We start from the raw sequence: 25449 nt of genomic DNA on the forward strand, positions 1-25449 counted from the left end.
CCGTATGACTAAGAAAAATCAAAACGACGAACTCGTCTTCCTGCCGCTGGGCGGCTCGAACGAGGTCGGAATGAACCTGAACGCCTATGGCTTCGGCCCGGCGCATGATCGCAAATGGATCATCGTCGACGTCGGCGTGACCTTTGGCGACCAGTCCACGCCGGGCGTGGACGTGATCGTGCCCGATCCGACCTTCCTGGAAGGCGAGAACATCCTCGGCATCGTGCTGACGCACGCGCACGAGGACCATATCGGGGCCCTGGGCTGGCTGTGGCCGCGCATTCAGGCGCCTCTGTACGCCACGCCCTTCACCGCCTTCCTGATCCGCGAGAAGCTGCGCGACGCGGGCATCTATGAAGATGTCGAACTGATCGAGGCCCCGCTGGGTTCGACGGTGAACCTGGGCCCGTTCGAGGTGACCTATGTCACCATCACCCACTCGATCGCCGAGCCGAACGGCCTGGCCATCAAGACCCCGCTGGGCACGGTGCTGCACACCGGCGACTGGAAGATCGACAACGATCCGGTCGTGGGCGAGCGCACCGACGTCGACTTCATCCAGAAGCTGGGCGACGAGGGCGTCCTGGCCATGGTGTGCGACTCCACCAACGTCTTCGTCGACGGCGTCGCAGGCTCCGAGGGTGACGTAAAGGTCAAGCTGGCCGAGCTGATCCAGGGCCTGAAGGGCCGGGTGGCCGTGGGCTGCTTCGCCTCCAACGTCGCGCGCATGGACAGCGTGATCCGCGCGGCAGAGGCCGCCGGACGCCGCGTGGCCCTGGCCGGTCGCTCGATGCACCGCATCACCGCCGCCGCCAAGTCGGTCGGGATGTTGAGCGACCTCAAGCCCTTCCTGTCCGAACAGGAAGCCAGAGTCTGGCCGGCGGACGAGATCCTGTACCTGTGCACCGGCAGCCAGGGCGAGGCGCGTGCGGCTCTGTCGCGCGTGGCCGAAGGGACGCATCCCTTCATCAAGCTGGGGCAGGGGGATCACTGCATCTTCTCGTCGCGCGTCATTCCCGGCAACGAACTGGCCATCGGCCGGCTGCAGGACAAGATGGCCGAGCGCGGAGTACGCATCTATACCGAAAAGGATCACCCCGGCATCCACGTCTCGGGCCACCCGTGCCGCGACGAACTGCGTCAGATGTATCAGTGGGCCCGGCCGCAGATCGCCGTGCCGACCCACGGCATGCGCCGCCACCTGATCGAGCACGGCAATCTGGCCAAGGACATGCAGGTCCCCGAGACGGTGACGCCGCGCAATGGCGACATGGTGCGCCTGGCGCCTGGACCCGCGGCCATTATCGATGAAGTGCCCTCGGGCCGCCTGTTCGTCGACGGCGGCATGCTGGTCGAGGAGGGCGGCGAGGCCCTGCGCGAGCGCAAGCACGCGGCCAACAACGGCATCCTGATCGTCAGCTTCGCTCTGGATAAGCGCGGCCGCATCGCCAGCGACATTGACGTGCGCGGCATCGGCCTGCCTGGCGACGCGGATCGTCCGCTGGGCGACGTGCTGGACGACATGGCCGAGCGCGTCGAGAACACGGTGCGCGGCCTGAAGGGCGAGGCGCTGCAAGACGAAATGGTCATCGAACAGGCCGTCAGCCGGACCCTGAAGAAGGCCAGCCAGCAGATCTGGGACCGTCGTCCGATCGTCGAAACCGTGGTGCTGAGGCTCTGATGGCGGATCGGCTGTATCTACTGAACCCGGATTGGTTCGACGATCAGGGCGGGCCGTGGTTCTGTCCGCCGGGCGCGCGGATCGAAGGCGTGTTGGGCCTTTATCCGCGCCTGCGCGAGCACCTGACCGTGACCTATCTGGATCACCCGCGCCCGCGTCCGGCCGTGATCGCCGAGGTGGGGGAGGCGAACCAGAGCTGCCCGCTTCTGGTGCTGGACGGCGAGTTCGACTGGCCTGACGCTCAGGTCAGCGAGGAAACGGGCGCGCGCTTCCTGCAGGACGACGACATCCTGCCGTATTGGGCCGCGCGTTACGGCATCGGGCGGCCGCATCCGTAACCAGCGAATCCTTCTCCCTATGGGAGAAGGTGGCCCAAAGGGCCGGATGAGGGTCCCCGGCTGAAGTCGGCGTAAGCCGTCGACTGAACGGCTGATTGCGGAACCCTCACCCTTTCGCTTGGCGGATCGCCTTCGGCTTTCCGAAGCTCAAGCCCTCTCCCACCGGGAGAGGGTTTAAAGCGTGACCTTGCGATAGTTGTCGCGGTCCAGATTACCGATCTCGACCGAGATCTGGCGTGGGCCGTCATAGGGCGCGACGCCGGCCAGCAGGGCGGCTTGCACCGCTTCGCCCAGGGCGGTCTTCTGCTCCTGGGTGCGGCCGCTGAGGATGGGCAGGTCGCAGTGGACCATGGCCTGTTCCGGGGCGCCGTCGGCGACGATCAGGTTTTCGCAGCGCACGATGCGCGTCTTGCAGGCGGGCAGGGTGGCGCCGACCACCTCGACACAGAGGCGATGGATCTCCAGCGCCAGGGCGCGCCAGTCGGTCGCGTCGAAATGGGTGGGGTGTTCCAGCGTAATCTGTGGCATTCAGGGCGTCCTAGTTGCGGAGCCCCTCCCTATCGCCCCGCGACGATGATTGCGATGAACGGACTTTTGAGACGATGCCCCTTGGCCCCTTCACCCTGGTCGCCACTTTCCTGACGGTGTGGTGGATCGTGTTGTTCGCCATCCTGCCGCTGGGGATGTCTGATCAGGTCAAGGATCCGCCGACGGACGGCACCCAGTGGGGCGCGCCGAAGAATCCGAACCTGAAAAAGAAGTTCATCACCACGACCTGGGTGTCGATCATCGTCTGGCTGGTGATCGTCGCCTTCGTCTGGGTCGGTTGGACCCCAATCCCCGACATCACCCACGCGAACGCGCTCTAGCTTTCGTCCCCCTTGCCCGGTTAAACCTCGGGCCTGACTGAATTTGCCGAGAATCCTCCCATGCGCCTGTCGCGCTACTTCCTGCCGATCCTGAAAGAAGCCCCCTCCGACGCCCAGATCGTGTCGCATCAGCTGATGCTGCGCGCGGGCATGATCAAGCAGGAGGCCGCCGGCATCTACGCCTGGCTGCCGCTGGGCCTGCGGGTGCTGCGCAAGATCGAAAACATCGTGCGCGAGGAACAGGTCAAGGCCGGCGCTGTCGAGCTGCTGATGCCGACGCTGCAACTGGCCGACCTGTGGCGCGAGAGCGGCCGCTACGACGCCTATGGCCCGGAGATGCTGCGCATCACCGACCGCCACGAGCGCGAGCTGCTGTACGGGCCGACCAATGAGGAGATGGTCACCGACATCTTCCGCGGCTTCGTGAAGTCGTACAAATCCCTGCCGCTGAACCTCTTCCACATCCAGTGGAAGTTCCGCGACGAGCGCCGTCCGCGCTTCGGCGTCATGCGCGGCCGCGAGTTCCTGATGAAGGACGCCTATTCCTTCGACATCGACGAGGCGTCCGCCCGCATCGCCTACAAGCGGATGTTCGCCGCCTATCTGAACACCTTCGCCCGTCTGGGCCTGAAGGCTGTGCCGATGCGCGCCGACACCGGCCCGATCGGCGGCGACCTGAGCCACGAGTTCATCGTCCTGGCCGAGACGGGCGAGAGCGAAGTCTTCTGCGACCGCAAGCTGGTCGAGATGGCGCCGCCGGGCCACGACCTCAGCGTCGAGCAACTTGAAGGCGTGTTCACCGAGCGCACGGCCCTGTACGCCGCAACCGAGGAAATGCACGACGCGGCTCAGTTCGAGACCCAGACCGCCGAGGGCGACCGCCTGTCGGCGCGCGGCATCGAGGTCGGCCACATCTTCTACTTCGGCACCAAATATTCGGCGGCGATGAAAGCCAATGTCCAGGGGCCGAACGGCAAGGACGCGCCGGTCCACATGGGCAGCTACGGCGTCGGCGTCTCGCGCCTGCTGGGCGCCATCATCGAGGCCAGCCACGACGCTGGGGGCATCATCTGGCCGGACGCGGTCGCCCCGTTCGACGTGGTGGTGATCAACCTGCGCGCCAGCGACGAGGCCGTCTCGGCCGCGTGCGAAGAGGCCGTGGCCAAGCTGGAAGCGGCGGGCAAGGACGTCCTCTACGACGACACGGACGAGCGACCGGGCGGCAAGTTCGCCACCGCCGACCTGATCGGCGTGCCGTGGCAGCTGACGATCGGACCCAAGGGCCTGGCCGAGGGCGTGGTGGAGCTGAAGCGCCGCGCCACCGGCGAGAAGCAGAGCCTGTCGCTGGACGCCGCTCTGGAGCTGCTTACGAAATGACCGACGCCGCGACGGCTTCCGCTCCGCCGCCCGTATCCAAGCCCGCTGGCCCCTTCTCCAGTTGGGAGATCGGGCTGGCCCTCCGCTATCTGCGCGCCAAGCGCAAACAGGGCGGGGTGGCGCTGATCGCCATGATCAGCTTCATCGGCATCATGCTGGCTGTCGCCGTGTTGATCAGCGTCATGAGCATCATGGCGGGCTTTCGCGGCACGCTGATGGACCGCATCCTGTCGTTCAACGGCCATATGTACGTGCAGGGGCCGCTGCTCTATGCGCCTGACCGCGACGCGGCGTTGAAGCGGATCGCCGACGTACCCGGCGTCGTGGCGGTTACGCCTTTGACCGAAAGCGCCGCCATGTTCCGCGCGGGCAATCTGGCGACCGGGGGCATGGTGCGTGGGGTGAGGCCCCAGGATCTGGCCTCGATGAAGTTCGTCTTTGAAAGCCTGAGCCCCGAGGCGCGCGAGCAGTTCGGCAAGGGCGAATACGGCGGCGATCACGTCCTGATCGGCAAGACCCTGGCCGCAGAAGCGGGCCTGCGCGAAGGCGATCCTATCTCGCTATATTCGCCGACCGGCGCCGACAGCGCCTTCGGCAATCTGGGCGGGCTGGAGAAAACCTATATCGTCGGCGGCGTCTATACGTCGGGTGCGGCCGATTACGACCGGGCCTTCATCTTCATGCCGTTGGAGCAGGCTCAGCTCTTCTTCGGCAAGGACGGCGTCTGGGACATCATCGAGATGAAGGTGGCCGAGCCGGATAAGGTCGAGAACCTGCTGGCGCCGGTGCAGCGCGCGGCCGGGGCGGGCAACGTCGTGACCGACTGGCGCAACCGTCAGGCGGCAATCTGGGGCGCGCTTCAGGTCGAGCGCACGGCCATGAGCATCATCCTGGGCATGGTGGTCGCCATCGCCGCCATGAACATCATCAGCGGCATCGTCATGCTGGTGAAGAACAAGACGCGCGACATCGCCATCCTGCGGACCGTGGGGGCGAGCCAGTCGTCCATCCTGCGCATCTTCTTCGTCTCAGGCGCGGCCATCGGCATCGGCGGCACGATTGCGGGCCTGGTGCTGGGCCTGCTGTTCTGCTGGAACATCGGCGCGATCCAGCATTTCCTGGAGGGGCTGCTGGGCGTCCAGCTGTTCAACGCCGAAGTCTATATGCTCGATTCCGTCCCGGCCAAGGTTGATCTGTGGGACGTGGTCGGTGTGACCGTCTTCTCCTTCCTCATGAGTTGCCTGGCCAGCTTGCCCCCGTCGTGGAATGCGTCGCGCATCGATCCGGTGGAGGCCCTGCGTTTTGAATAGGCTGCTGAAGAAGAAGCCCGTCGTCGCCGCTGAGACGAACGGCGCCATCCTGTCGCTGCGCGGGGTCACGCGCACCTATCCGACGGCGCAGGGCGGGCTGACGGTGCTCAAGGGCGTCGATCTGGAGGTCATGCCGGGCGAGGTCGTCGGCCTGATCGGACCGTCCGGCTCGGGCAAGTCCAGCCTGCTGCACGCGGCGGGCCTGCTGGAGCGGCCGACCAGCGGTCAGGTGTTGATCGACGGCGAGGATGTCGGCGGGCTGGACGAGCGGGCGCGCACCCGCCTTCGCTTGCATCGCATCGGTTTTGTCTATCAGTTCCACCACTTGCTGCCGGAGTTCGACGCTCTGGACAACGTCGCCCTGCCGATGCGCATTGCAGGCGTGCGGGAAGGGGAGGCGCGTCGCCGCGCGACCGAGCAGCTGACCGCGCTCGGCCTTGGTCAGCGGATTACGCACCAGCCGGCGCAACTGTCGGGCGGCGAACAACAACGCGTTGCCATCGCCCGCGCCCTGGCCAACAGTCCGCGTCTGCTGTTGGCGGACGAGCCGACCGGCAACCTGGACCCAACCACCAGTCAGGCGGTGTTCGAGGCCTTGCGCGAACTGGCCAAGACCACGGGCGTCGCGGCTTTGATCGCCACGCACAACATGGAACTGGCCGGTCATATGGACCGCGTCTTCGCGCTGAAGGACGGCCATCTGGTGCAGCGCGCCGCCGAAAGTCAGGCCTATTAGCGGTCGACAAGCCTGTTCGCAGGCTTAAGCCCTCGTCCGATGGGGCGGCATGACCCAGGTCGCCTTCCTCGCGGATTGAGGGTTGACGAGAACAAATGAGCAACCTAGAACAAAAGGGCAACATCTGATCTGGGGATAAAATCAATGGCGCGTTGGGTGAGGGATCTTCTGTCGCTTGCGTCCTGCGGCGGCTTCGTCTGGATGGTCTGGCAGGCGGCCTTCCTGGTGACATGACCGCGCCCCGCTGAGGGGCGACTCCCTGCATGATGAAGAAGCGTCGTCTAAGCGGCGCTGCGATGCGGAGTTTTCGATTGGCGGATGCGGTGAACAGTCAGGGCTTTGTCCACCTGCGGGTCCGCAGCGCCTATTCGCTCCTGGAAGGGGCGATCAAGGCGAGCAAGATCGGCAAGATGGCCGCAGAGGCGGGCATGCCGGCGGTGGGGGTTGCGGACCGGGCCAATCTGTTCGGCGCGCTTGAGTTCAGCCAGACGACAAAGGAAGCCGGCGTCCAACCGATCGTCGCCTGCGCCCTGCCTGTTCTCGACATCGGCGGACAGTCGGCCCAGCGCTGGGCCAAGACGCCGACGATCATTTTAATCGCGCAGAACGAGCAAGGCTGGCTCAACCTGTGCGCCCTGTCATCCGCCGCCTACCTCGACGCAGGCGAAATGGCCGAGCCAGGGGTGCCCTGGGGGCAGGTTGTGGATAAGTCCGAAGGGCTCATCCTGCTGTCCGGCGGCCCTGACGGTCCCGTCGACCCTCTGTTCGTGCAGAAGAAACCGGTGGAGGCCGCCGCCGCCCTGGCTGAGATGAAGCGGGTCTTCGGCGATCGCTTCTATGTCGAGCTTCAGCGCCACGGCCTGGACAGCGAGACGGCGGCCGAGGGCGGGCTGGTCGAGTGGGCTTACGCCCACGATGTCCCGTTGGTTGCGACCAACGACGTCTATTACGCCAGGGCGGCGCAGGCGAAGTCGCACGACGCCTTGCTGTGCATCTCCGACGGCGCCTTCACCGGCCAGGAGGATCGCCGCCGCGTTACCGGCGAGCACTGGTTCAAGTCGGCGCAGGCGATGCGCGAGTTGTTCGCGGACCTGCCCGAGGCCTGCGACAACACCATTCAGATCGCCCGTCGTTGCGCCTTCCTGGTCAAGACGCACAAGCCGATCCTGCCGCGCTTCGACACCGGGGCGGGCCGTTCCGAGGCTGACGAACTGGCCCACCAGGCGCGCGAGGGGCTGAAGGCGCGGCTGGAGAAGAACAAGGCTTATGCGCCCGAGCAGGACTATTGGGACCGTCTCGAGTGGGAGGTCGGGATCATCCAGCAGATGGGGTTCCCCGGCTACTTCCTGATCGTTGCCGACTTCATCAAATGGGCCAAGCTGCATGACATCCCGGTCGGGCCCGGGCGGGGTTCGGGGGCCGGCTCCCTGGTGGCCTGGTCGCTGACCATCACCGACCTGGATCCCTTGCGGTTTGGTCTGCTGTTCGAGCGTTTCCTGAACCCGGAACGCGTGTCGATGCCCGACTTCGACATCGACTTCTGTCAGGAGCGGCGCGAAGAGGTCATCGACTACGTTCAGGACCGTTACGGCAAGGACCGGGTGGCCCAGATCATCACCTTCGGCACCCTGCAGGCGCGCGCCGTGCTGCGCGACGTGGGGCGGGTGCTGCAGATGCCGCTGGGCCAGGTGGACCGTCTGGCCAAGATGGTTCCGGCCAACCCGGCCAACCCCGTGACCCTGGCCCAGGCCATCGACCTGGAGCCGCGCCTGCGCGAGGCGCGCGACGCCGAAGCTTCAGTCAAGGCGCTGCTGGAGACGGCGCTGGAACTTGAGGGGCTGTACCGCAACGCCTCGACCCACGCGGCCGGCATCGTCATCGGCGACCGGCCGCTGACGGAACTGGTGCCTCTGTACCAGGACCCGCGCTCCACCATCCCGGCCAGCCAGTTCAACATGAAGTGGGTCGAGCCGGCGGGCCTGGTGAAGTTCGACTTCCTGGGCCTGAAGACCCTGACGGTTCTGGATCGGGCCAAGGGCTATCTGGAACGGCGCGGCGCGGCTCAGGACTGGGGCCTGCTGCCGCTGGACGATCCCAAGACCTATGAGCTGATGGCCTCGGGTCAGACCGTCGGGGTGTTCCAGCTGGAATCTCAGGGCATGCGCGACACCCTGCGCAAGATGCGTTGCGGCTCGATCGAGGAAATCACGGCCCTGATCTCGCTCTATCGGCCGGGGCCGATGGAGATGATCGACACCTATATCGACCGGAAGTTCGGCCGGGCCGAGGTCGATTACCTGCACCCCAGCCTGAAGGAGGTGCTGACCGAGACCTACGGCGTCATCATCTATCAGGAACAGGTGATGAAGATCGCCCAGATCCTGGCGGGTTACAGCCTGGGCGAGGCCGACCTGCTGCGGCGCGCCATGGGCAAGAAGAAGAAGGAGGAGATGGACTTCCAGCGCCTCCGCTTCGTGAAAGGGGCCTCCGAGAAGGGGGTGCCTGAGGCGCAGTCCGGCTCCATCTTCGATCTGGTGGCCAAGTTCGCGGGCTATGGCTTCAACAAGTCGCACGCGGCGGCCTATGCGCTGATCTCGTTCCAGACGGGCTGGCTGAAGGCCAATCATCCGGTCGAGTTCTTCGCCGCCTCCATGAGCCTGGACCTGTCGAACACGGACAAGCTGGCGGTCTTCTATCAGGACTGCCGCCGGTTCGAGGTCCCGGTGCTGGCGCCCGACATCAACCGCTCCTCCGCTGACTTCGACGTGTCGTGGAAGGACGGGCAGGGCAGCGTGCTGTATGCGCTCGGCGCCATCCGCAACGTGGGGCTTGAGGCGATGCGTCACGTGGTCGAGGTGCGCGAGACGGGCGGGCCGTTCGCCGATATTTTTGATTTCCTGGAGCGGGTCGATCCCAAGGCCGTCAACAAGCGGGCGCTGGAAGGGCTGGCGCGGGCGGGCGCGTTCGACAGCATTCATCCGAACCGCCGTCAGTTGTTCGAACAGGCTGACGTTCTGATCGCCTATTGCCAGAGCGTGGCGGCTGAACGTGCCTCGGCCCAGGTCAGCCTGTTCGGCGCCGATCAGGCGGGGGCTGCGCGTCCACGGCTGAAGAGCGTCGAACAATGGGCCGGCCCGGACAAGCTGGATCAGGAACTCTACGCCGTCGGCTTCTATCTGTCGGGCCACCCGCTGGAAGAACTGACGCCGGCCTTGAAGCGCAAGCGCGTGACCTTCGTGGCCGAAGCGCAGGGGCTGGCCGAGGCGGGGCACGAAGCGTTTCAGATGGCGGGCGTGGTGCGTCGCCGTCAGGAACGGGCCAGCGCCCGCACCGGCGAGAAGTTCGCCTTCGTCACCTTCTCGGACCCGACCGGCGAGTTTGAATGCCTGTTCCCGCCGGAGCAACTGCGGCGCTGCCGGGAGGTTCTGGAGGTCGGCACGTCGGTTCTGGTCAGGGTGCGGGCCAAGGCGGCGGACGGGGAGGTGCGTTTCTTCGGCGATGACGCCAGCCGCATGGACGTATTGCTGGACGACGCCCAGATCGGTTTGCGCGTCATCCTGTCGGCGCAGTCGGCCGATGCCGAGGCGTTGAAGGCGCGGTTGGACCGGGCGCGGGCGCAGGGCAAAGGCGGCGAGGTCTGGCTGCAGGCGACGCTGGGTGGCCGCACCGAGGTCGAGATTAAGCTGCCTGGACGATACCGGCTGGACGCGGCGCTGCGCGGCGCGTTGAAGTCGGCGCCGGGGGTGGTGATGCTGGAGGATGCATGATGAGCGAGACGAGCGTGAAGACCCATGCCGGGTCCTGCCACTGCGGCGCGGTCGCCTATGAAGTCGATGTCGGTCTGGATGGACTGGTCGAATGCAACTGCTCCCATTGCTACCGCAAGGGATTCGTTCTGGCGTTCGCGCCGCGCTCGGCGTTCCGCCTGACGAAGGGAGAGGGTGAAATGACATCCTACTTCTTCAATCAGCACAAGATCGATCATCGCTTCTGCAAGACCTGCGGTGTGCAGCCGTTCGGCTACGGCGTGGGGCCGGACGGAGCCGAGGTGGCCGCGATCAATATCCGCACCCTGACCGATATCGAGCCCTGGACCTGGACGGCGCAGCGCGTGGACGGCCGCAGCTTCTGATCCGGCCCAAGCGTCGGCTCGCGGGGTGACGTAGGGCCCGCGACGGCTGATGCGGCCATCTTGTTCGGCCGCTTGTGTTTTTCAGGCCTTTCGCCTATATGCGCGGCGCACTTCGCACGTGGGCGTGGCGTGGTTCGGGGAGACATCCCGGCCTGCACCGTTCCGAGGGATCAGCCGATCCTTTTAACCGCCCGCGCTAGGTTTGATCGGAAAAAGGAAAACACGATCATGGCTCTGCCTGAATTCTCGATGCGTACCCTGCTGGAAGCCGGCGCTCACTTCGGTCACCAGACGCACCGCTGGAACCCGAAGATGGACCGCTACATCTTCGGCTCGCGCTCGAACATCCACATCATCGACCTGTCGCAGACGATGCCGCTGCTGCACCAGGCTCTGGTCGCCGTGCGCGACGTGGCCGCCAAGGGCGGTCGCGTTCTGTTCGTCGGCACCAAGCGTCAGGCCGCCGACCCGGTCGCGCAGGCCGCCACGCGCTGCGCCCAATACTACATGAACAACCGCTGGCTGGGCGGCACCCTGACCAACTGGCGCACCGTCTCGAACTCGATCCAGCGCCTGCGCGAACTGGAAACCATCCTTCAAACCGGCGAAGGCCGTAACAAGAAGGAACTGCTGACCCTGCAGCGCGAGAAGGACCGTCTGGAACTGTCGCTGGGCGGCATCAAGGACATGGGTTCGGTGCCGGACATCATGTTCGTGATCGACACCAACAAGGAATCGATCGCGATCCAGGAAGCCCGCAAGCTGAACATCCCGATCATCGCCATCCTGGACACCAACTCGGACCCGGACGGCATCACCTATCCGGTGCCGGGCAACGATGACGCCGCCCGCGCCATCCAGACCTACTGCGACCTGATCGCCGACGCCGTTCTGGACGGCCTGGCCGCCGGCGCCGTCGCCCAAGGCATCGACCTGGGCGCTTCGGAAGCTCCGGTTGAGCCGATGCTGCGCGAAGCCTCGGCCCCCGTGGCCGCCGACCCGGCTCCGGCCGGCACGGAAGGCGTGGCTGAAGAGATGGTCGCCGCCGAGGCCGCTGCCGTCGAGACCCCTGCGGTCGAAGCCGCCGAGGCCGAGAAGGTCGAAGGCTAAGGACTGACGTTCCGGCGCCGCCAGCGCGCTGGACCGACGTCAACTTGACATGCGGCCGGGCTAAACAGTCCGGCCGCCCATTTTGAATTTCAGGAGAAAGACATGGCCGAGATCACTGCCGCCCTCGTGAAGGAACTTCGCGAGCGTTCGGGCGTCGGCATGATGGACTGCAAGAAGGCGCTGGTTGAGAACAACGGCGACATCGAAGCAGCCATCGACTGGCTGCGCGCCAAGGGTCTGTCCAAGGCCGCCAAGAAGGCCGACCGCGTCGCCGCCGAGGGCCTGGTGGCCGTCGCCGTGCGCGAAGACGGCAAGGGCGAAGTCGCCTCGGCCATCGAGTTCAACGCCGAAACCGACTTCGTGGCCCGCAACGACCTGTTCCAGGCTGCGGCCAAGGAATTCGCTCAACTGGGCCTGCACCATGACGGCGTCGACGCCATCCACGGCGCGACCCTGGAAAACGGCAAGACCGTCGAGGCCGAAGTCACCAACCTGATCGCCACGATCGGCGAGAACATGCAGCTGCGTCGTGCGGCTCGCCTGTCGGTTGGCGAAGGCGCGGTTGCGACCTACGTCCACAACGCCGTGTCGCCGGGCGTCGGCCGCATCGGCGTGCTGGTCGCCCTGGAAGGCGCCGGCGATAAGGAAGCCCTGCGCGAAGTGGGCCGCAAGATCGCCATGCACGTGGCGGCCACGGCTCCGCTGGCGCTGGACACCTCGGACCTGGACCCGGCGGCGATCGAGAAGGAACGCGCTGTCCTGATCGAGAAGGCCAAGGAAGAAGGCCGTCCGGAAAACATGATCGAGAAGATCGTGTCGGGCCAGATCGCCAAGTTCCAGAAGGACGTGGTGCTGACCAAGCAGCCGTTCGTCATGGACCCGGACGTGACCATCGAACAACTGGTCGCCAACACCGGCAAGGAGCTGGGCTCTGAGCTGAAGCTGGCCGGTTTCGTCCGCATGGCCCTGGGCGAAGGCGTCGAGAAGTCCGACGCTCCCGACTTCGCGTCGGAAGTCGCCTCGATGACCGGCGGCAACTAAAAAGACCTCTCCCTCCCCGCGACGGGGAGGGAGAATTATGCGTTTGGGCGCGTTCGGCTTTGAAGGCTGACGCGCCCTTCGTCTATGATGAGCCGCCGATTCACTTCGCGCGGATGCTAACCCCTGTATCCACGGACCCCTGACCATGCCCGACGCCCCCTCTGAGTTTCGTTACAAGCGCGTCCTGCTGAAGGTCTCGGGCGAGGTTCTGATGGGCGATCAGCCCTATGGAATCGACATGAAGACGGTGGACGTGGTCGCCGCCGCCGTCGCCGCCGTGGCGCGTCAGGGCGTGGAAATCTGCCTGGTCATCGGCGGGGGCAATATCTTCCGGGGCCTGTCCAAGGCCGCCGAGGGCATGGACCGCGCCAACGCCGACTACATGGGCATGCTGGCCACCATCATGAACGCCCTGGCCATGCAGGGCGCGCTGGAAAAAATCGGGGTCGACACGCGGGTCCAGAGCGCCATTCCGATGGCCGCGATCGCCGAGCCCTACATCCGTCGCCGCGCGCTGCGTCACCTGGAAAAGGGCCGGGTGGTGATCTTCGCCGCCGGCGTGGGCGCGCCCTTCTTCACCACGGACTCCGGCGCCGCGCTGCGGGCGGCCGAGATGGGCTGCGACGCCCTGCTGAAGGGCACCAGCGTTGATGGCGTCTACACGGCCGATCCGAAGAAGGACCCGACGGCCACCCGCTATGAAACGCTGACCTATCAGGATGTCCTGGCCAAGGACCTGCGGGTCATGGACGCCTCGGCCATCGCCCTGATGCGCGACAGCGGCATTCCGATCGTGGTCTTCTCGATTCGCGAGGAAGGTTCGCTGCACAAGACCTTGACGGGGCAGGGGACCTATACCGTCATCACCAACAAGCCCGCCTGAGCGGCTTCGCTATTCAACGACAGGACCAAGGACATTCGTCATGGCCAAACCCGATCTCAAAACCTTTCGTGACCGGATGGAAAAGTCGGTCTCCTCGCTGAAGGACGACTATGCGGGCCTGCGCACGGGCCGCGCCAACGCGGGCCTGCTGGAACCGGTCGTCGTCGAAGCCTATGGCGCGACCTCGCCGCTGACCGCCGTCGCCGCCATCAGCGTGCCGGAACCGCGCATGATCTCGGTCAGCGTCTGGGACAAGGGCATGGTGGTCTCGGTCGAGAAGGCGATCCGCTCCGCGGGCCTGGGCCTGAACCCGATCGTCGACGGCCAGAACCTGCGTATTCCGATCCCGCCGCTGACCGAAGAGCGCCGTAAGGACCTCGCCAAGCTGGCCGCCAAATACGCCGAGGACAAGAAGATCGCTGTGCGCAACGTGCGCCGCGACGCCAACGATGAGCTGAAGAAGGCTGAAAAGGCCGGCGATATCAGCCAGGATGAACAGAAGAAGATGGAAGCTGAGGTCCAGAAGGACACTGACGCCGCCATCAAGCGCATCGACGAGACCTTGAAGGCCAAGGAAGTCGAGATCATGCAGGTCTGACGCCCGCGTCAGGTCTGTCCAAGGAAGGTCTCATATGTCGGCCGAGCCCGTCGCCACGGCGCCTGCAAAGGGGCCTCGTCACGTCGCCCTGATCATGGACGGCAACGGCCGCTGGGCGCAGCGACGGGGCCTTCCGCGCGCCGTGGGCCACCGCGAGGGGGTCCAGGCCCTGCGCCGGACCATCAAGGCTGCGCCTGAACTGGGCGTGCAGTGCCTGACGGTGTTCGGTTTCTCGACCGAGAACTGGAGCCGTCCGGCCGATGAGGTGTCCGACCTCATGGGGCTGGTGCGCGCCTTCGTCGGCAGCGATCTGAAGCGGTTGGAGGCTGCGGGGGTGCGGGTGAAGGTTCTCGGGCGCCGGACGGGTCTGCCTGAAGATATCGCCGGCATCGTCGCGCGGGCCGAGGCGCAGACGGCTCACAACGACAAATTCCTGCTGCAGGTGGCCTTCAACTATGGCGGCCGGGCGGATCTGGCCGATGCGGCTCAGCGTCTGGTCGATCGCGCCCGCGCTGGCGAAGACTTCATCGTCGACGAAGAGGCGCTGGGCGCCGGCCTGTCGACGGCGGGCGCGCCCCCGGTCGATCTGATCGTGCGAACCTCGGGCGAGCAGCGCCTGTCCAACTTCCTGTTGTGGGAGGCGGCTTACGCCGAGATGGTTTTCCAGGACATCCTCTGGCCGGACTACGGCGCTGAAACCCTGGCCGAGGCCATCGCCCAGTTCGCCTGTCGCCAGCGTCGCTATGGCGGGCGCGAGGTCATGGACACCGCTTATGGCGAGGCGGCGGTCTGATATGGCGTTAAAGCCTCGCGACATCGCCCTGCGCGCCGCCTCTGCGGTCGTGCTGGCCCCGGCGGCGGTTCTGGCGACCTGGGCCGGGGGCGACTGGTTCTGCGCCTTAGTGGTCGCGGGCGCGGTGTTGCTGGCCTTCGAATGGGCCAGGATGTGCGCGCCCAGGCTGTGGCGGCCGATCGGCGTCGCGGTGGCTCTGGCCCTGGTCGTGGCGGTGATCGCCGCCCACGTCGGCCAGATTTCGCTGGCGCTGGTGTTGATGGTGTTCGGGGCGCTGGCGGCGGGCCTGTTCGCCCGGACGCGCGGCCAGTCGGCGCTTGATACCGCCTATGGCGTGCTCTACCTCGGCTGGCCCTGCGTTCTGTTGATCTGGCTGCGCGACCTGCATGAAGTGCAGGGGCTGTACTGGACCGTGCTGGTCTTCGCCGTCGCCTGGTCGGCGGACATTCTGGCCTATCTGGTCGGCAGCTTCGTCGGGGGCCCGAAGCTGTGGCCGCGCTTTTCGCCGAACAAGACCTGGTCCGGCTTCATCGGCGGGCTGACCGCCGGGATGATCGCCGGCGCCGCAATGGCGGGCTGGCTGGACATGGGGATGCTGACGGCCGTCTGGGGCGGGGTGCTGGGCCTGACCGCCGCCCTGGCCACCATGGGCGGCGATCTGTGGGAGTCGGCGCTGAAGCGGCGTTTCGGCGTCAAGGATGCGGGCAATCTGATTCCAGGCCACGGAGGTCTGCTGGACCGCGTCGACGGCCTGATGTTCGCCGTGGTCGTGGTCGCCGCCGGGCGGCTGATCGTCCTCATGTTGGAGCGGGCGGCGTGATCGCGCGGCGCGTCACGATTCTGGGCTCGACCGGGTCGGTCGGCTCGTCGACGCTGGACCTCATGGAACAGACGCAAGGCGCGGGCTCTGCGCGGTTCGAGGTCGAGGCCCTGACCGGCGGCGCCAATATCGCCCGGCTGGCCGAGCAGGCGCGCCGCTGGCGGCCGCGCATCGCCGTGACAGCCGATCCCGCGCGGCTGAATGAACTGCGCGAAGCCCTGACGGGAACCGGGATCGAGACGGCGGCCGGGCCGGACGCCATCGTGGAAGCAGCCACGCGGCCGGCCGACTGGATCATGGCCTCTATCGTCGGCGCGGCGGGCCTGCGGTCGGCCTGGGCGGCGGCGGAGACGGGCGCCACCCTGGCCCTGGCGAATAAGGAGAGCCTGGTCTGCTGCGGTCCTGCGCTGATCGAGCGGGTCCGGCGCAGCGGGGGCCAGCTGATCCCGGTCGATTCCGAGCACTCCGCCATCTTTCAGGTCTTCCCGCTCGAGGCGCCCGAGCGGGTGTCCAAGCTGGTGCTGACCGCGTCGGGCGGGCCGTTCCGCACTCTGCCCCGCTCGGCCATGACGCGGATTACGCCCGAGCAGGCGGTCGCCCATCCGAACTGGAGCATGGGCGCTAAGATTTCGGTCGACAGCGCCACCATGGCCAACAAGGGGCTGGAACTGATCGAGGCCGCCTATCTGTTCGACATGCCGGGTGAACGGATCGATGTGGTCGTCCACCCGGAATCGATCATCCACAGCCTTGTGGAATATGTGGATGGTTCGACGCTGGCCCAGATGGGGCCGCCGGACATGAGGACGCCGATCGCCTGCGCCCTGTCCTGGCCAGACCGACTGGCCTGGCCCGCGCCTAGGCTGGACCTGGCGTCGCTGGGACGACTGACCTTCGAGGCGCCGGATGAGGCGCGCTTTCCGGCCCTGAGGCTGGCGCGCGAAGCCCTGGCGGCGGGCGGCGAGGCGCCGATCGTCTTCAATGCCGCTAATGAAGTGGCGGCTCTGGCGTTTCTTGACCGACGGCTGGGCTTTCTCAATATTGCCGCAGTCGTCGCCGACACCCTTGAGAAGGCGACCAGCGCGGGCGTGTCTTGCGGTTCGGACGATGCCTGCGATGCGGCTCTGGCCGTCGATGCGCAGGCGCGGCGGATTGCGAGCGACGTCATCGCCTCGCTGAACATGGCTGCCTGAGGGCGCGGGAGAGACGAGCGGCATGTTAGGCGCGATCAGCCAGATTCTGACCTATGTCGTGCCGTTTCTGCTCGTCCTGACGCTGGTCGTGACGGTGCACGAGCTCGGGCACTTCCTGACCGCGCGCGCCTTTGGCGTGAAGATGGACCGCTTCGCCATCGGCTTTGGCCGCGCCCTCTTCAAACGCACCGACAAACACGGCGTCGAGTGGCGCGTCGGCTGGCTGCCGCTGGGCGGTTACGTCAAGTTTTCCGGCGATCTGGATGCGACCGGCGTGCCCGACCGGGCCGGGTTGGAGGCGATGCGCAAGCAGCTTGTCGCGGCCCACGGGCCGGGCGCTGAGCGCGACTATCTGTATTTCAAGCCGCTGTGGCAGCGCGCCCTGGTCGTGGCGGGCGGTCCGTTCGCCAACTTCGTCCTGGCCATTTTCATCTTCACCCTGCTGTTCAGCTTGGTCGGCGTCGAGCTTCGCCCGGCGCGGGTGATGCAGGTGCAGGCGGGATCGCCCGCCGCCGCCGCCGGTTTCCAGCAGGGCGACCTGATCACCCACGTCAACGGCAAGCTGATCTCGGACGGCGGCGAGGTGACGCGCGTCGTGGCCCTGAGCAGCGGCGATCCGGTGCGCTTCACCGTCGAGCGTGGCGACCGCGCCGTGGAACTGACGGCCACGCCAGAGCGCCGCGTCGAGACCGATCGCATCGCCGGCCGGGTCAGCGTGGGCCGCATCGGCCTGGCCCTGGGCTCGACCCGCGACGAGATTCGCCATGTCCGCTACGGTCCGGTCGCGGCCGTGGGGCAGGGCGTGCGCGAGACGGGCGCTATCCTGAACACGACCCTGACCTATATCGGCCGTATCTTCACCGGCCGCGAGTCGGGCGATCAGTTCAGCGGGCCGCTGGGCATCGCCAAGGCTTCCGGCGCCCTGACCAACGCCGCCGTGGCGGCCAATCCCGAGCCCTGGGCCATCGTCCGCAATCTGTTGCTGACGCTGACGAGCTTCGCGGCCATACTTTCGGTCGGAATCGGCTTTTTAAATCTGATGCCCATTCCCGTTCTGGATGGGGGGCACCTGCTGTTCTACGCTTACGAAGCCGTGGCGCGCCGTCCGATGGCGGCCAGGGTTCAGGAGGCGGGATATCGGGTCGGTCTTGCTTTGCTGGCGGGTTTGATGTTGTTCGCGACCTGGAACGATCTGCAGAAGCTCAATCTCTTCAAATTCCTCGGCGGGCTCGTCTCGTGAGCCGACGCCAGCCCCCGATGGTATCCGCATGAATCAAAACGACAGTCGCCTCATGACCCAGACCCGTGGCCGCATTATCGGGGTCAGCGCCCTGGCCCTGACCTTCGCCGCCGGCCTCGCGAGCCCCGCGCTGGCGCAACAGACGCCCAACGTCGTTGTTCAGGAAGCGCCGCCTCAGGCTGATCGCGCCGTGGTCAACCGCATCGTGGTGCGCGGCAACGAACGGATCGACCAGACGACGGTCCTGTCCTACCTGCCGATTCAGCCGGGGGACACCATCGACGCCGTGACCATCGACGTGGCGGTGCGGACCCTGTCGCGCACGGGGCTGTTCGCCGACGTCCAGCTGGGCCTGCAGGCGAACGGCGACCTGATCGTCGAGATCGCCGAGAACCCGATCATCAACCAGGTGACGTTCGAGGGTAACAAGGCGCTGGCCGAGAAGAAGCTGCGCGACGAGGTCACCATCAAGCCGCGCGGCATCTACACCCGCGCGCGGGTGCAGGAAGATGTCGGCAAGATCGTCGAACTGTACCGCCTGTCGGGCCGCATCTCGGCGACGGTGACGCCCAAGCTGGTCCAGCTGGACCAGAACCGGGTCGACGTGGTGTTCGAGATCGACGAGGGGCCTGAGACGGGCATCGCCGCCATCACCTTCCTGGGCAATCGGGCGTTCTCGGACAGCGACCTGGCTGGGGTCATGGTGACGAAGACCTCCAAGTGGTGGCGGCTGTTCAGCTCCAACGACAACTACGATCCGAACCGGCTGGATTACGACCGGGAACAGCTGCGTAAATTCTATACGAACCGCGGCTATTACGACTTCCGTATCCTGTCGTCCGTGGCCGAGCTGAAGCCGGACAACAGCGCCTTCGGCGTCACCGTCACGGTGGATGAAGGGGATCGCTACAACTTCGGCGAGATCAAGGTCGTCACGGAGAATGACCGGCTGAACGCCGACTTCCTGCAATTGCTGCTGCCGATCCGTAAGGGCGACCTGTACGAGAGCGATCGCATCCAGGCGGCGGTCGATACCCTGACCTTCGCCGCCGGTTCGGCCGGTTACGCCTTCGTCGAAATCAATCCGACCTATCGCGCGGACCCCGAGACGGACACCGTCAACGTCACCTTCAATGTCCGCGAAGGCCAGCGTGTCTACATCGACCGCATCAATGTGGTCGGCAACACCCGCACCCTGGACAGCGTCATCCGCCGCGAGCTGATGGTGGGCGAGGGCGACGCCTTCAACCGCTCGCTGGTCGAGCGGTCGCGCAATAACCTGCGCGCCCTGGGCTTCTTCAAGGACGTCAAGATCGAAGAGACGCGCGGCAGCGCCCCAGACCGTTCGGTCGTCAACGTCACCGTCGAAGAACAGCCCACCGGCGAACTGTCGGTCGGCGCGGGCTTCAGCTCGGTCGACTCCTTCGTGCTGAACCTGGGCATCACCGAGCGCAACTTCCGGGGTCGCGGCCAGAACGTCGTGGCCCGCGCCGAATGGGGTTCGCTGCGCCAGCAGATCGACTTCCGCTTCACCGAGCCCAAATTCCTGGGTCGCGACGTGCGCGCGGGCTTCGACCTGTTCCACACCCGCTACGACCTCAGCAAATATTCGTCCTATGACTACCGTTCGACGGGCGGCGGGGTGCGCATCACCTATCCGCTGAACGGTTACGCCAGCTTCAGCGCCCGCTACTTCCTGAAGGATGACGAGGTCATCATCCCGTACGGCTATTGCGGCGGCGTCGGCGCCGGCTCGTCGGCCCTGTGCGATCAGGCGGGCTCGTACCTGAACTCCTCGGCGGGCTACACCCTGCTGGTGAACCGGTTGAACGATCCCGTGCGCCCGACGCGCGGGTGGACCGCCTCCCTGCGTCAGGATTTCGCCGGCATCGGCGGCGACGTGAACTACATCAGGACCGAGGCGGACGCCTCCTGGTACTATGGCATCCGCCCGAACTGGGTGGTCAGCTTCCAAGGCCAGACCGGCTACGTCAGCGGTTGGAACGGCGATCCGATCCGGATCAACGACCGCTTCTTCAAGGGCGGAAACACCTTCCGTGGCTTCGAGACGGCCGGCATGGGCGCGCGCGACCTGACCACGACCGACGCCCTGGGCGGCAACTTCTACGCCATTGGTACGGTCGAGCTGACCGTGCCGAACATGCTGCCCGATGAATACGGCATCAAGACCTCGCTGTTCGCGGACTTCGGCACGATCGGCAAGCTGGACGATCGCTATCTGATCGATCCCTCTACGGGTTTGCGTAACCCCAACATTGTCGACGACCTGGCCTTGCGCGCAGCGGCCGGCGTCAGCATCCACTGGCGTTCGCCGATGGGGCCGATCCGTTTCGACCTGTCCAAGGTCTTGAACCGCGAAGACTACGACAAGACCGAGACGTTCCGCTTCTCGACCTCCACCCAATTCTAACTGCGGTCTGACCGCCGTCACTAAGGCTTAGATTATGAAACTCATCGCCATCGGCGCCTTCGCCCTTGCTTCGCTGACCGCCTCGGCCGCCCTGGCCCAGTCGCAGGGCCCGGCCAATCCCGGCCCGGCCATCCCCGGCGTCTGCGTCTACTTCAACCAACGCGTCCTGGCCCAGTCGACCGTCGGCCAGGCCGTGCAGACCCGCATGGAACAGCTGGCGCAGGAAGTTCAGGGCGAGATTCAGCCCTACGCCACCACCATTCAGTCCGAAGCCCAGGCCCTGCAGCAAGGTGCCGCGACCATCCCGGCCGACCAGATGAACCAGCGCCGCCAGCAGCTGCAGCAGCGCATCCAGGAAGCCCAGCAACTGGAAGCCACGCGCGACAATGAACTGCGCTACACCCTGGCTGAACAGCGCCGCAAGATTTCGGAGGCCATCGAGCCCCTGCTGGTCGCCGTCTATCAGGAGAAGGGCTGCGGCATCATGCTCGACCGTGAGAGCGTCTTCATCATGAACCCGGCCATGGACGTGACCGACACGGTGATCCAGCGCCTGAACGCCCAGCTGCCGACGCTGAGCTTCAACCGCATGCCGGTTCCGGCCCAGCCGCAGTCGTAAGACGGGCCATGCCCGATCCGAGGTTCTTTCAGACCCTGTCGCCCCTGACGGTCGCCGCCCTCGCCGAGCATATCGGCGGGGAGGTGGTCCGGGGCGGCGATGTCGTCATCTCGGCCGTTGCGCCCCTGTCCAGTGCGGACCGGGGCGCGATTGCGTTTTTAGGCGACCGCAAGTTCGCCGCTGCTCTGGCCGAGACGAAGGCCGGTTGCGTGATCGTGCCGTCGTCGGCCGTGGATGCGGCGCCCGCTGACGCCGCCGTCATCGTGTCGGGCGAGGCTCAGGCCGCTTGGGCGCGGGCGTCGGCCCTGCTGCATCGGCCGGTCCGTCTGGATCGCGCGATCAGCGCCGCCGAGGCCGCCGAGGACGACACTGTGGTGATCGAACCGGGCGTGATCCTGGGCGAGGGCGTCCGCATCGGCCGGGGCAGCCGCATCGGCGCCAACACCGTGATCGGGCCGGGCGTGCAGATCGGTCGCGACTGCCTGATCAGCCCCGGCGTCACCGTCGGCTTCGCCCTGTTGGGCGACCGGGTGAAGCTGCTGGCGGGCGCGCGTATCGGCGAGGCGGGCTTCGGCGCCGCCGGGTCGAAGGCCGGGCCTGTCGACATTCCCCAACTGGGGCGAGTGATCCTGCAGGACGGGGTGACGGTCGGGGCCAACTCCTGCATCGACAGGGGCGCCTATGACGACACTGTCATCGGCGAGAACACCAAGATCGATAATCTGGTCATGATCGGCCACAACTGCGTCATCGGCCGCAATAACCTGATGGCGGCGCACACCGGCATCTCGGGTTCGGTCACCAGCGGCGACAACTGCATCTTCGGCGGCCGGGCGGGCGTGGGCGACCACATCACCATCGGCGAAGGCGCCCGCGTCGCGGCCGGCGGCGGCGTCCTGGCCGATGTTCCGCCGGGCGAGATCTGGTCCGGCTATCCCGCCAAGCCGCTTCGCCAGTTCTTGCGCGAGACGGTATGGCTGTCCAAACAGGCGTCCCAGAAGAAGGGCGCGAAGGAATCGAAAGAATGAGCGAAGACAACAAGATCGACTACGCCGAGGTGATGCGTCGCCTGCCGCACCGCTACCCCTTCCTGCTGGTGGACAAGGCTGAGGACTTCGTGGCGGCGACCTCGATCGTCGGCATCAAGAACGTCACCCACAACGAGCCCTTCTTCCCCGGCCACTTCCCGATCGACCCGGTCATGCCCGGCGTGCTGATCGTCGAGGCGATGGCCCAGACGGGCGCGCTGCTGATGTCCAAGTCGCTGGACGTGGCCGTGGCGGACAAGGTCATCATGTTCATGTCGATCGACGGCGTGCGCTTCCGTAAGCCCGCGCGTCCGGGCGACCAGCTGCGCATGGAGGTCAAGGTGATCCGCGCGCGCGGCGACGCCTATAAGTTCCGCGGCGAGACCTTTATCGACGGCAAGCTGGCCGCCGAGGCCGAGTTCATGGCCATGGTCGTCACCGTAGCGGAGCCCGCCCAGTGACCATCCACCCGACCGCCGTGGTGGACGCCTCGGCGACCCTGGCGGACGGGGTCGAGATCGGCCCGTGGTGCACGGTCGGGCCGGCCGTGACCCTGGCCCCGGGCGTTCGCCTGGTCAGCCACGTCGTGATCCAGCAGGACGTGAGCGTCGGCGCGAACACGACCATCCACCCCTTCGCCGTCATCGGCGGCGATCCGCAGCACGGCGGCTACAAGGGCGAGCCGGTTCGGCTGGAGATCGGCGAGAACAACTTGATCCGCGAGCACTGCACCTTCAACCGGGGCACGCCTCAAGGAACGGGCGTCACCCGCGTCGGCTCGAACAACCTGTTCATGACCGGCGCCCACGTCGGCCACGACTGCGTGGTCGGCGACAACGTCGTCATGGCCAACAACGCCACCCTGGGCGGCCACGCCCAGATCGGCGACAAGGTCTTCCTGGGCGGCCTGTGCGCCGTGCACCAGAACGGCCGGGTCGGGCAGGGCGCCATCGTCGGCGGCTTGGCCGCAGTGACGCGCGACGTCATTCCCTACGGCTCGGCCTGGGGCAACCACGCCAGCCTGCACGGCCTCAACCTGATCGGGCTGAAACGCAAGGGCTACGGCAAGGATGCGGTGCGTCGCCTGCTGGCCGCCTATCGCGACCTGTTCGAAGGTACGGGCGTCTTCGCCGAGCGTCTGGATCGGGTCGAGCAGGCCTATGCCGACCTGCCCGAGATCATGGAGATCGTCGCCTTCATCCGTGACGGCGGCAAGCGCCCGCTGTGCCTGCCGGGCGCGGAATGATCGAGCCGCCCAAGCTGGCCCTGATCGCGGGTTCGGGCGATCTGCCCATCCGTGTCGCCCAGCGGTGCGAAGCCGATGGGCGCGAGGTCTTCATCATCCGCCTGAAGGGCTTCGCCGACGCCCACCTGCACCGCTGGCCCGGGCAGGACTTCGGCATGGCCGAGATCGGCAAGATCGTGAAGGCCATGCGCGCTGAGGGCTGCCGGGCTGTCTGTCTGGCGGGCTACGTCAACCGGCCGGATTTCAAGACGTTGAAGCCTGATCTTAAGGGCGCGTCCCTGCTGCCCGGCATCATCGCGGCGGCGTCCAAGGGCGATGACGCCCTGCTGCGGAAGATCCTGTCGGTATTCGAGGATGAAGGCTTCGCCGTCGAGGGCGCGGACGATCTCCTAGGCGGCGAGATGCTGGCGGCTGGGGCGCTGGGCCGCGTTGCGCCGACCGGTGAGCAGCTTTCGGATCTGAGGAAGGCGCTGCACGTCGCTGAAAAATCGGGCGAACTGGACATCGGTCAGGGCGCGGTCGTCTGCGACGGCCTGGTGCTGGCGGTCGAGGCGCAGGAAGGCACGGACGAGATGCTGCGCCGCGTGGCGCATCTGCCCGCCGACCTGCGCGGCTCGCCGGGTTTCGCGCGCGGCGCGTTGGGCAAGGCGCCCAAGCCGATCCAGGATCTCCGCGTCGACATGCCGGTGATCGGGCCGACCACGGTCGAACTGGCCGCCGCCGCGGGCCTGGCGGGGATCGGCGGGTTTGAGGGACGGCTGATCGTCATCGACCACGAAAGTCTGGTCGAGGCGGCCGATCGTCTGGGCCTGTTCGTCTGGGGCGTTGAGCGATGAGCCGTCCTCTGAAAGTCATGCTCGTGGCGGCCGAGGCCTCGGGCGACGCTCTGGGCGCCGGGCTGGCGCGAGCGCTGAAGACGCGGCTGGGCGACGACGTGGTCTTCGTCGGCGTGGGCGGCCCCAAGATGGCGGCCGAGGGCGTCGTCAGCCCCTTCGATATCGCCGAACTGTCGATCCTGGGCTGGATCGAAGGGCTGAAGGCTTATGGCCGGGTCAAGAAGCGCGTGGCCGAGACGGCGGCGCTGGCGGCGGCTGAAAAGCCGGACGCCGTGGTGCTGATCGACAGCTGGGGCTTCACCATCCGCGTGGCCCAGGCGATCCGCGCCGCCTCGCCGAAGACGCCGCTGATCAAATACGTCGGGCCGCAGGTGTGGGCCTCGCGACCGGGCCGGGCCAAGACGCTGGCCGGGGCGGTGGATCACCTGCTGGCCCTCTACGCGCTGGACGCGCCGTGGTTCGAGAAGGCGGGCCTGCCGACGACTGTCGTCGGCTCGCAGGCGCTGCACGTCGACATGGCGGGGGCCGACGGCGCCCGTTTCCGCGCGGCGCGGGGCATTGCGGCGGATGCGCCGCTGCTGCTGGTCCTGCCGGGCAGCCGGCCCAGCGAGATTACACGCATGACGCCTGTCTATGAGCAGGCGGTGAAGCAACTGAAGGGCGAGATCCCGGGGCTGGAGGTCGCCGTCGTCGCGGCGGGCACTGTCGCCGCCGATGTGGCGGGCCGCGTCGCCGCCTGGCCGTTCCGCGCCCACGTCGTGCAGGAAGCCGACAAGTACGACGCGATGAAGGCTGCGAACGCCGCCCTGGCCACCAGCGGCACGGTCTCGACCGAACTGGCGCTGGCGGGCGCGCCGATGGTCATCGCCTATAAGATCGACGGGCTGAGCTACGCCCTGATGAAACGGCTGGTGACGGCCAAACACATCACCCTGTTCAACATCGCTGCCGACGAGGCCATCGCGCCGGAGTTCATCCAGCATGAGGCGACGCCGCAGGCCCTGGCCAAGGCGGTGGGGCGGTTGCTGACCGATCGCGAGGCGGCGGCCGATCAGGCGCGTCGTCAGACCGAGGCTCTGGACCTGATGGGGCGCGGCGGACCGGACCCGTCGGACCTGGCGGCGGATGCGGTGCTGCGGGTGATTGCGGCGAAGGCGGGCTAACTCGC

General features: G+C 66.6%; 24 protein-coding genes. 23 read left to right on the forward strand and 1 reads right to left on the reverse strand.

The window, feature by feature from the left end:
• Positions 1-4 precede the first annotated feature (4 nt).
• Together DA69_RS03855 and DA69_RS03860 are read left to right on the forward strand one after the other, a co-directional pair.
• The gene (locus DA69_RS03855; RefSeq protein ID WP_025977379.1) at positions 5-1681 is read left to right on the forward strand and encodes a ribonuclease J; all 1677 of its coding nucleotides are present in this window, start codon (positions 5-7) and stop codon (positions 1679-1681) included.
• A complete protein-coding gene (locus DA69_RS03860) occupies positions 1681-2019 on the forward strand; it encodes a DUF3088 family protein (protein WP_025977378.1) in 339 nt (112 codons plus the stop codon). Before DA69_RS03855 ends, DA69_RS03860 begins: the two co-directional genes overlap by 1 nt.
• 174 nt (positions 2020-2193) lie before the next feature.
• Here the strand turns inward: DA69_RS03860 and DA69_RS03865 are convergent, their stop codons facing one another.
• Positions 2194-2547 (reverse strand): 5-carboxymethyl-2-hydroxymuconate Delta-isomerase, encoded by a 354-nt coding sequence (locus DA69_RS03865; protein ID WP_025977377.1) that lies wholly within the window; start codon positions 2545-2547, stop codon positions 2194-2196.
• Between the two features lie 74 nt (positions 2548-2621).
• Between DA69_RS03865 and DA69_RS03870 the strand changes: the two genes are divergently transcribed.
• From DA69_RS03870 to lpxB, 21 genes are all read left to right on the forward strand, one after another.
• Positions 2622-2888, forward strand: coding sequence for a DUF1467 family protein (locus DA69_RS03870; RefSeq protein ID WP_025977376.1), 267 nt, complete (start codon positions 2622-2624; stop codon positions 2886-2888).
• A gap of 60 nt (positions 2889-2948) precedes the next feature.
• A complete protein-coding gene (gene proS / locus DA69_RS03875) occupies positions 2949-4265 on the forward strand; it encodes a proline--tRNA ligase (protein ID WP_025977375.1) in 1317 nt (438 codons plus the stop codon).
• Positions 4262-5575, forward strand: coding sequence for a lipoprotein-releasing ABC transporter permease subunit (locus DA69_RS03880; protein WP_025977374.1), 1314 nt, complete (start codon positions 4262-4264; stop codon positions 5573-5575). The genes proS and DA69_RS03880 overlap by 4 nt, the downstream gene beginning before the upstream one ends.
• Positions 5568-6311 (forward strand): ABC transporter ATP-binding protein, encoded by a 744-nt coding sequence (locus DA69_RS03885; protein ID WP_025977373.1) that lies wholly within the window; start codon positions 5568-5570, stop codon positions 6309-6311. The genes DA69_RS03880 and DA69_RS03885 overlap by 8 nt, the downstream gene beginning before the upstream one ends.
• A gap of 311 nt (positions 6312-6622) precedes the next feature.
• Positions 6623-10078 carry a DNA polymerase III subunit alpha gene (gene dnaE / locus DA69_RS03890; protein ID WP_025977372.1) on the forward strand — a complete coding sequence of 1152 codons (3456 nt, stop codon included), beginning with the start codon at positions 6623-6625 and terminating at the stop codon, positions 10076-10078.
• Entirely contained in the window at positions 10078-10443 is a 366-nt protein-coding gene (locus DA69_RS03895) for a GFA family protein (protein ID WP_029972540.1), read from the forward strand. Before dnaE ends, DA69_RS03895 begins: the two co-directional genes overlap by 1 nt.
• 228 nt (positions 10444-10671) lie before the next feature.
• Positions 10672-11553: a 30S ribosomal protein S2 gene (rpsB, locus tag DA69_RS03900; RefSeq protein WP_025977370.1), complete on the forward strand. Its 882-nt coding sequence runs from the start codon at positions 10672-10674 to the stop codon at positions 11551-11553.
• A gap of 102 nt (positions 11554-11655) precedes the next feature.
• On the forward strand, positions 11656-12594 hold the full coding sequence (tsf, locus tag DA69_RS03905; protein ID WP_025977369.1) for a translation elongation factor Ts: 939 nt from the start codon (positions 11656-11658) through the stop codon (positions 12592-12594).
• A 145-nt stretch (positions 12595-12739) separates the two neighbouring features.
• Entirely contained in the window at positions 12740-13477 is a 738-nt protein-coding gene (gene pyrH, locus DA69_RS03910; protein WP_024352572.1) for a UMP kinase, read from the forward strand.
• A gap of 40 nt (positions 13478-13517) precedes the next feature.
• Positions 13518-14075, forward strand: coding sequence for a ribosome recycling factor (gene frr / locus DA69_RS03915; protein WP_024352573.1), 558 nt, complete (start codon positions 13518-13520; stop codon positions 14073-14075).
• Between the two features lie 34 nt (positions 14076-14109).
• On the forward strand, positions 14110-14868 hold the full coding sequence (gene uppS / locus DA69_RS03920; protein ID WP_025977368.1) for a polyprenyl diphosphate synthase: 759 nt from the start codon (positions 14110-14112) through the stop codon (positions 14866-14868).
• Position 14869: 1 nt separating this feature from the next.
• Positions 14870-15688: a phosphatidate cytidylyltransferase gene (locus DA69_RS03925; protein ID WP_025977367.1), complete on the forward strand. Its 819-nt coding sequence runs from the start codon at positions 14870-14872 to the stop codon at positions 15686-15688.
• Positions 15685-16881 carry a 1-deoxy-D-xylulose-5-phosphate reductoisomerase gene (gene dxr / locus DA69_RS03930; protein ID WP_025977366.1) on the forward strand — a complete coding sequence of 399 codons (1197 nt, stop codon included), beginning with the start codon at positions 15685-15687 and terminating at the stop codon, positions 16879-16881. Before DA69_RS03925 ends, dxr begins: the two co-directional genes overlap by 4 nt.
• Positions 16882-16903: 22 nt before the next feature.
• Positions 16904-18121 (forward strand): M50 family metallopeptidase, encoded by a 1218-nt coding sequence (locus tag DA69_RS03935; RefSeq protein WP_025977365.1) that lies wholly within the window; start codon positions 16904-16906, stop codon positions 18119-18121.
• A 52-nt stretch (positions 18122-18173) separates the two neighbouring features.
• Complete coding sequence (gene bamA, locus DA69_RS03940) at positions 18174-20552, forward strand: outer membrane protein assembly factor BamA (protein ID WP_029972539.1); 2379 nt, start codon at positions 18174-18176, stop codon at positions 20550-20552.
• Between the two features lie 34 nt (positions 20553-20586).
• On the forward strand, positions 20587-21171 hold the full coding sequence (locus DA69_RS03945) for an OmpH family outer membrane protein (protein WP_025977363.1): 585 nt from the start codon (positions 20587-20589) through the stop codon (positions 21169-21171).
• An 8-nt stretch (positions 21172-21179) separates the two neighbouring features.
• Positions 21180-22199 (forward strand): UDP-3-O-(3-hydroxymyristoyl)glucosamine N-acyltransferase, encoded by a 1020-nt coding sequence (gene lpxD / locus DA69_RS03950; RefSeq protein WP_025977362.1) that lies wholly within the window; start codon positions 21180-21182, stop codon positions 22197-22199.
• Complete coding sequence (gene fabZ / locus DA69_RS03955) at positions 22196-22660, forward strand: 3-hydroxyacyl-ACP dehydratase FabZ (RefSeq protein WP_025977361.1); 465 nt, start codon at positions 22196-22198, stop codon at positions 22658-22660. The genes lpxD and fabZ overlap by 4 nt, the downstream gene beginning before the upstream one ends.
• Positions 22657-23445: an acyl-ACP--UDP-N-acetylglucosamine O-acyltransferase gene (gene lpxA / locus DA69_RS03960; RefSeq protein ID WP_025977360.1), complete on the forward strand. Its 789-nt coding sequence runs from the start codon at positions 22657-22659 to the stop codon at positions 23443-23445. The genes fabZ and lpxA overlap by 4 nt, the downstream gene beginning before the upstream one ends.
• Positions 23442-24281, forward strand: a complete 840-nt coding sequence (gene lpxI / locus DA69_RS03965; RefSeq protein WP_025977359.1) for a UDP-2,3-diacylglucosamine diphosphatase — start codon at positions 23442-23444, stop codon at positions 24279-24281. The genes lpxA and lpxI overlap by 4 nt, the downstream gene beginning before the upstream one ends.
• Positions 24278-25444, forward strand: a complete 1167-nt coding sequence (lpxB, locus tag DA69_RS03970; RefSeq protein WP_025977358.1) for a lipid-A-disaccharide synthase — start codon at positions 24278-24280, stop codon at positions 25442-25444. Before lpxI ends, lpxB begins: the two co-directional genes overlap by 4 nt.
• Positions 25445-25449 lie beyond the last annotated feature (5 nt).

The sequence above is a fragment of the Brevundimonas naejangsanensis genome (assembly GCF_000635915.2).
Taxonomy (GTDB): domain Bacteria; phylum Pseudomonadota; class Alphaproteobacteria; order Caulobacterales; family Caulobacteraceae; genus Brevundimonas; species Brevundimonas sanguinis.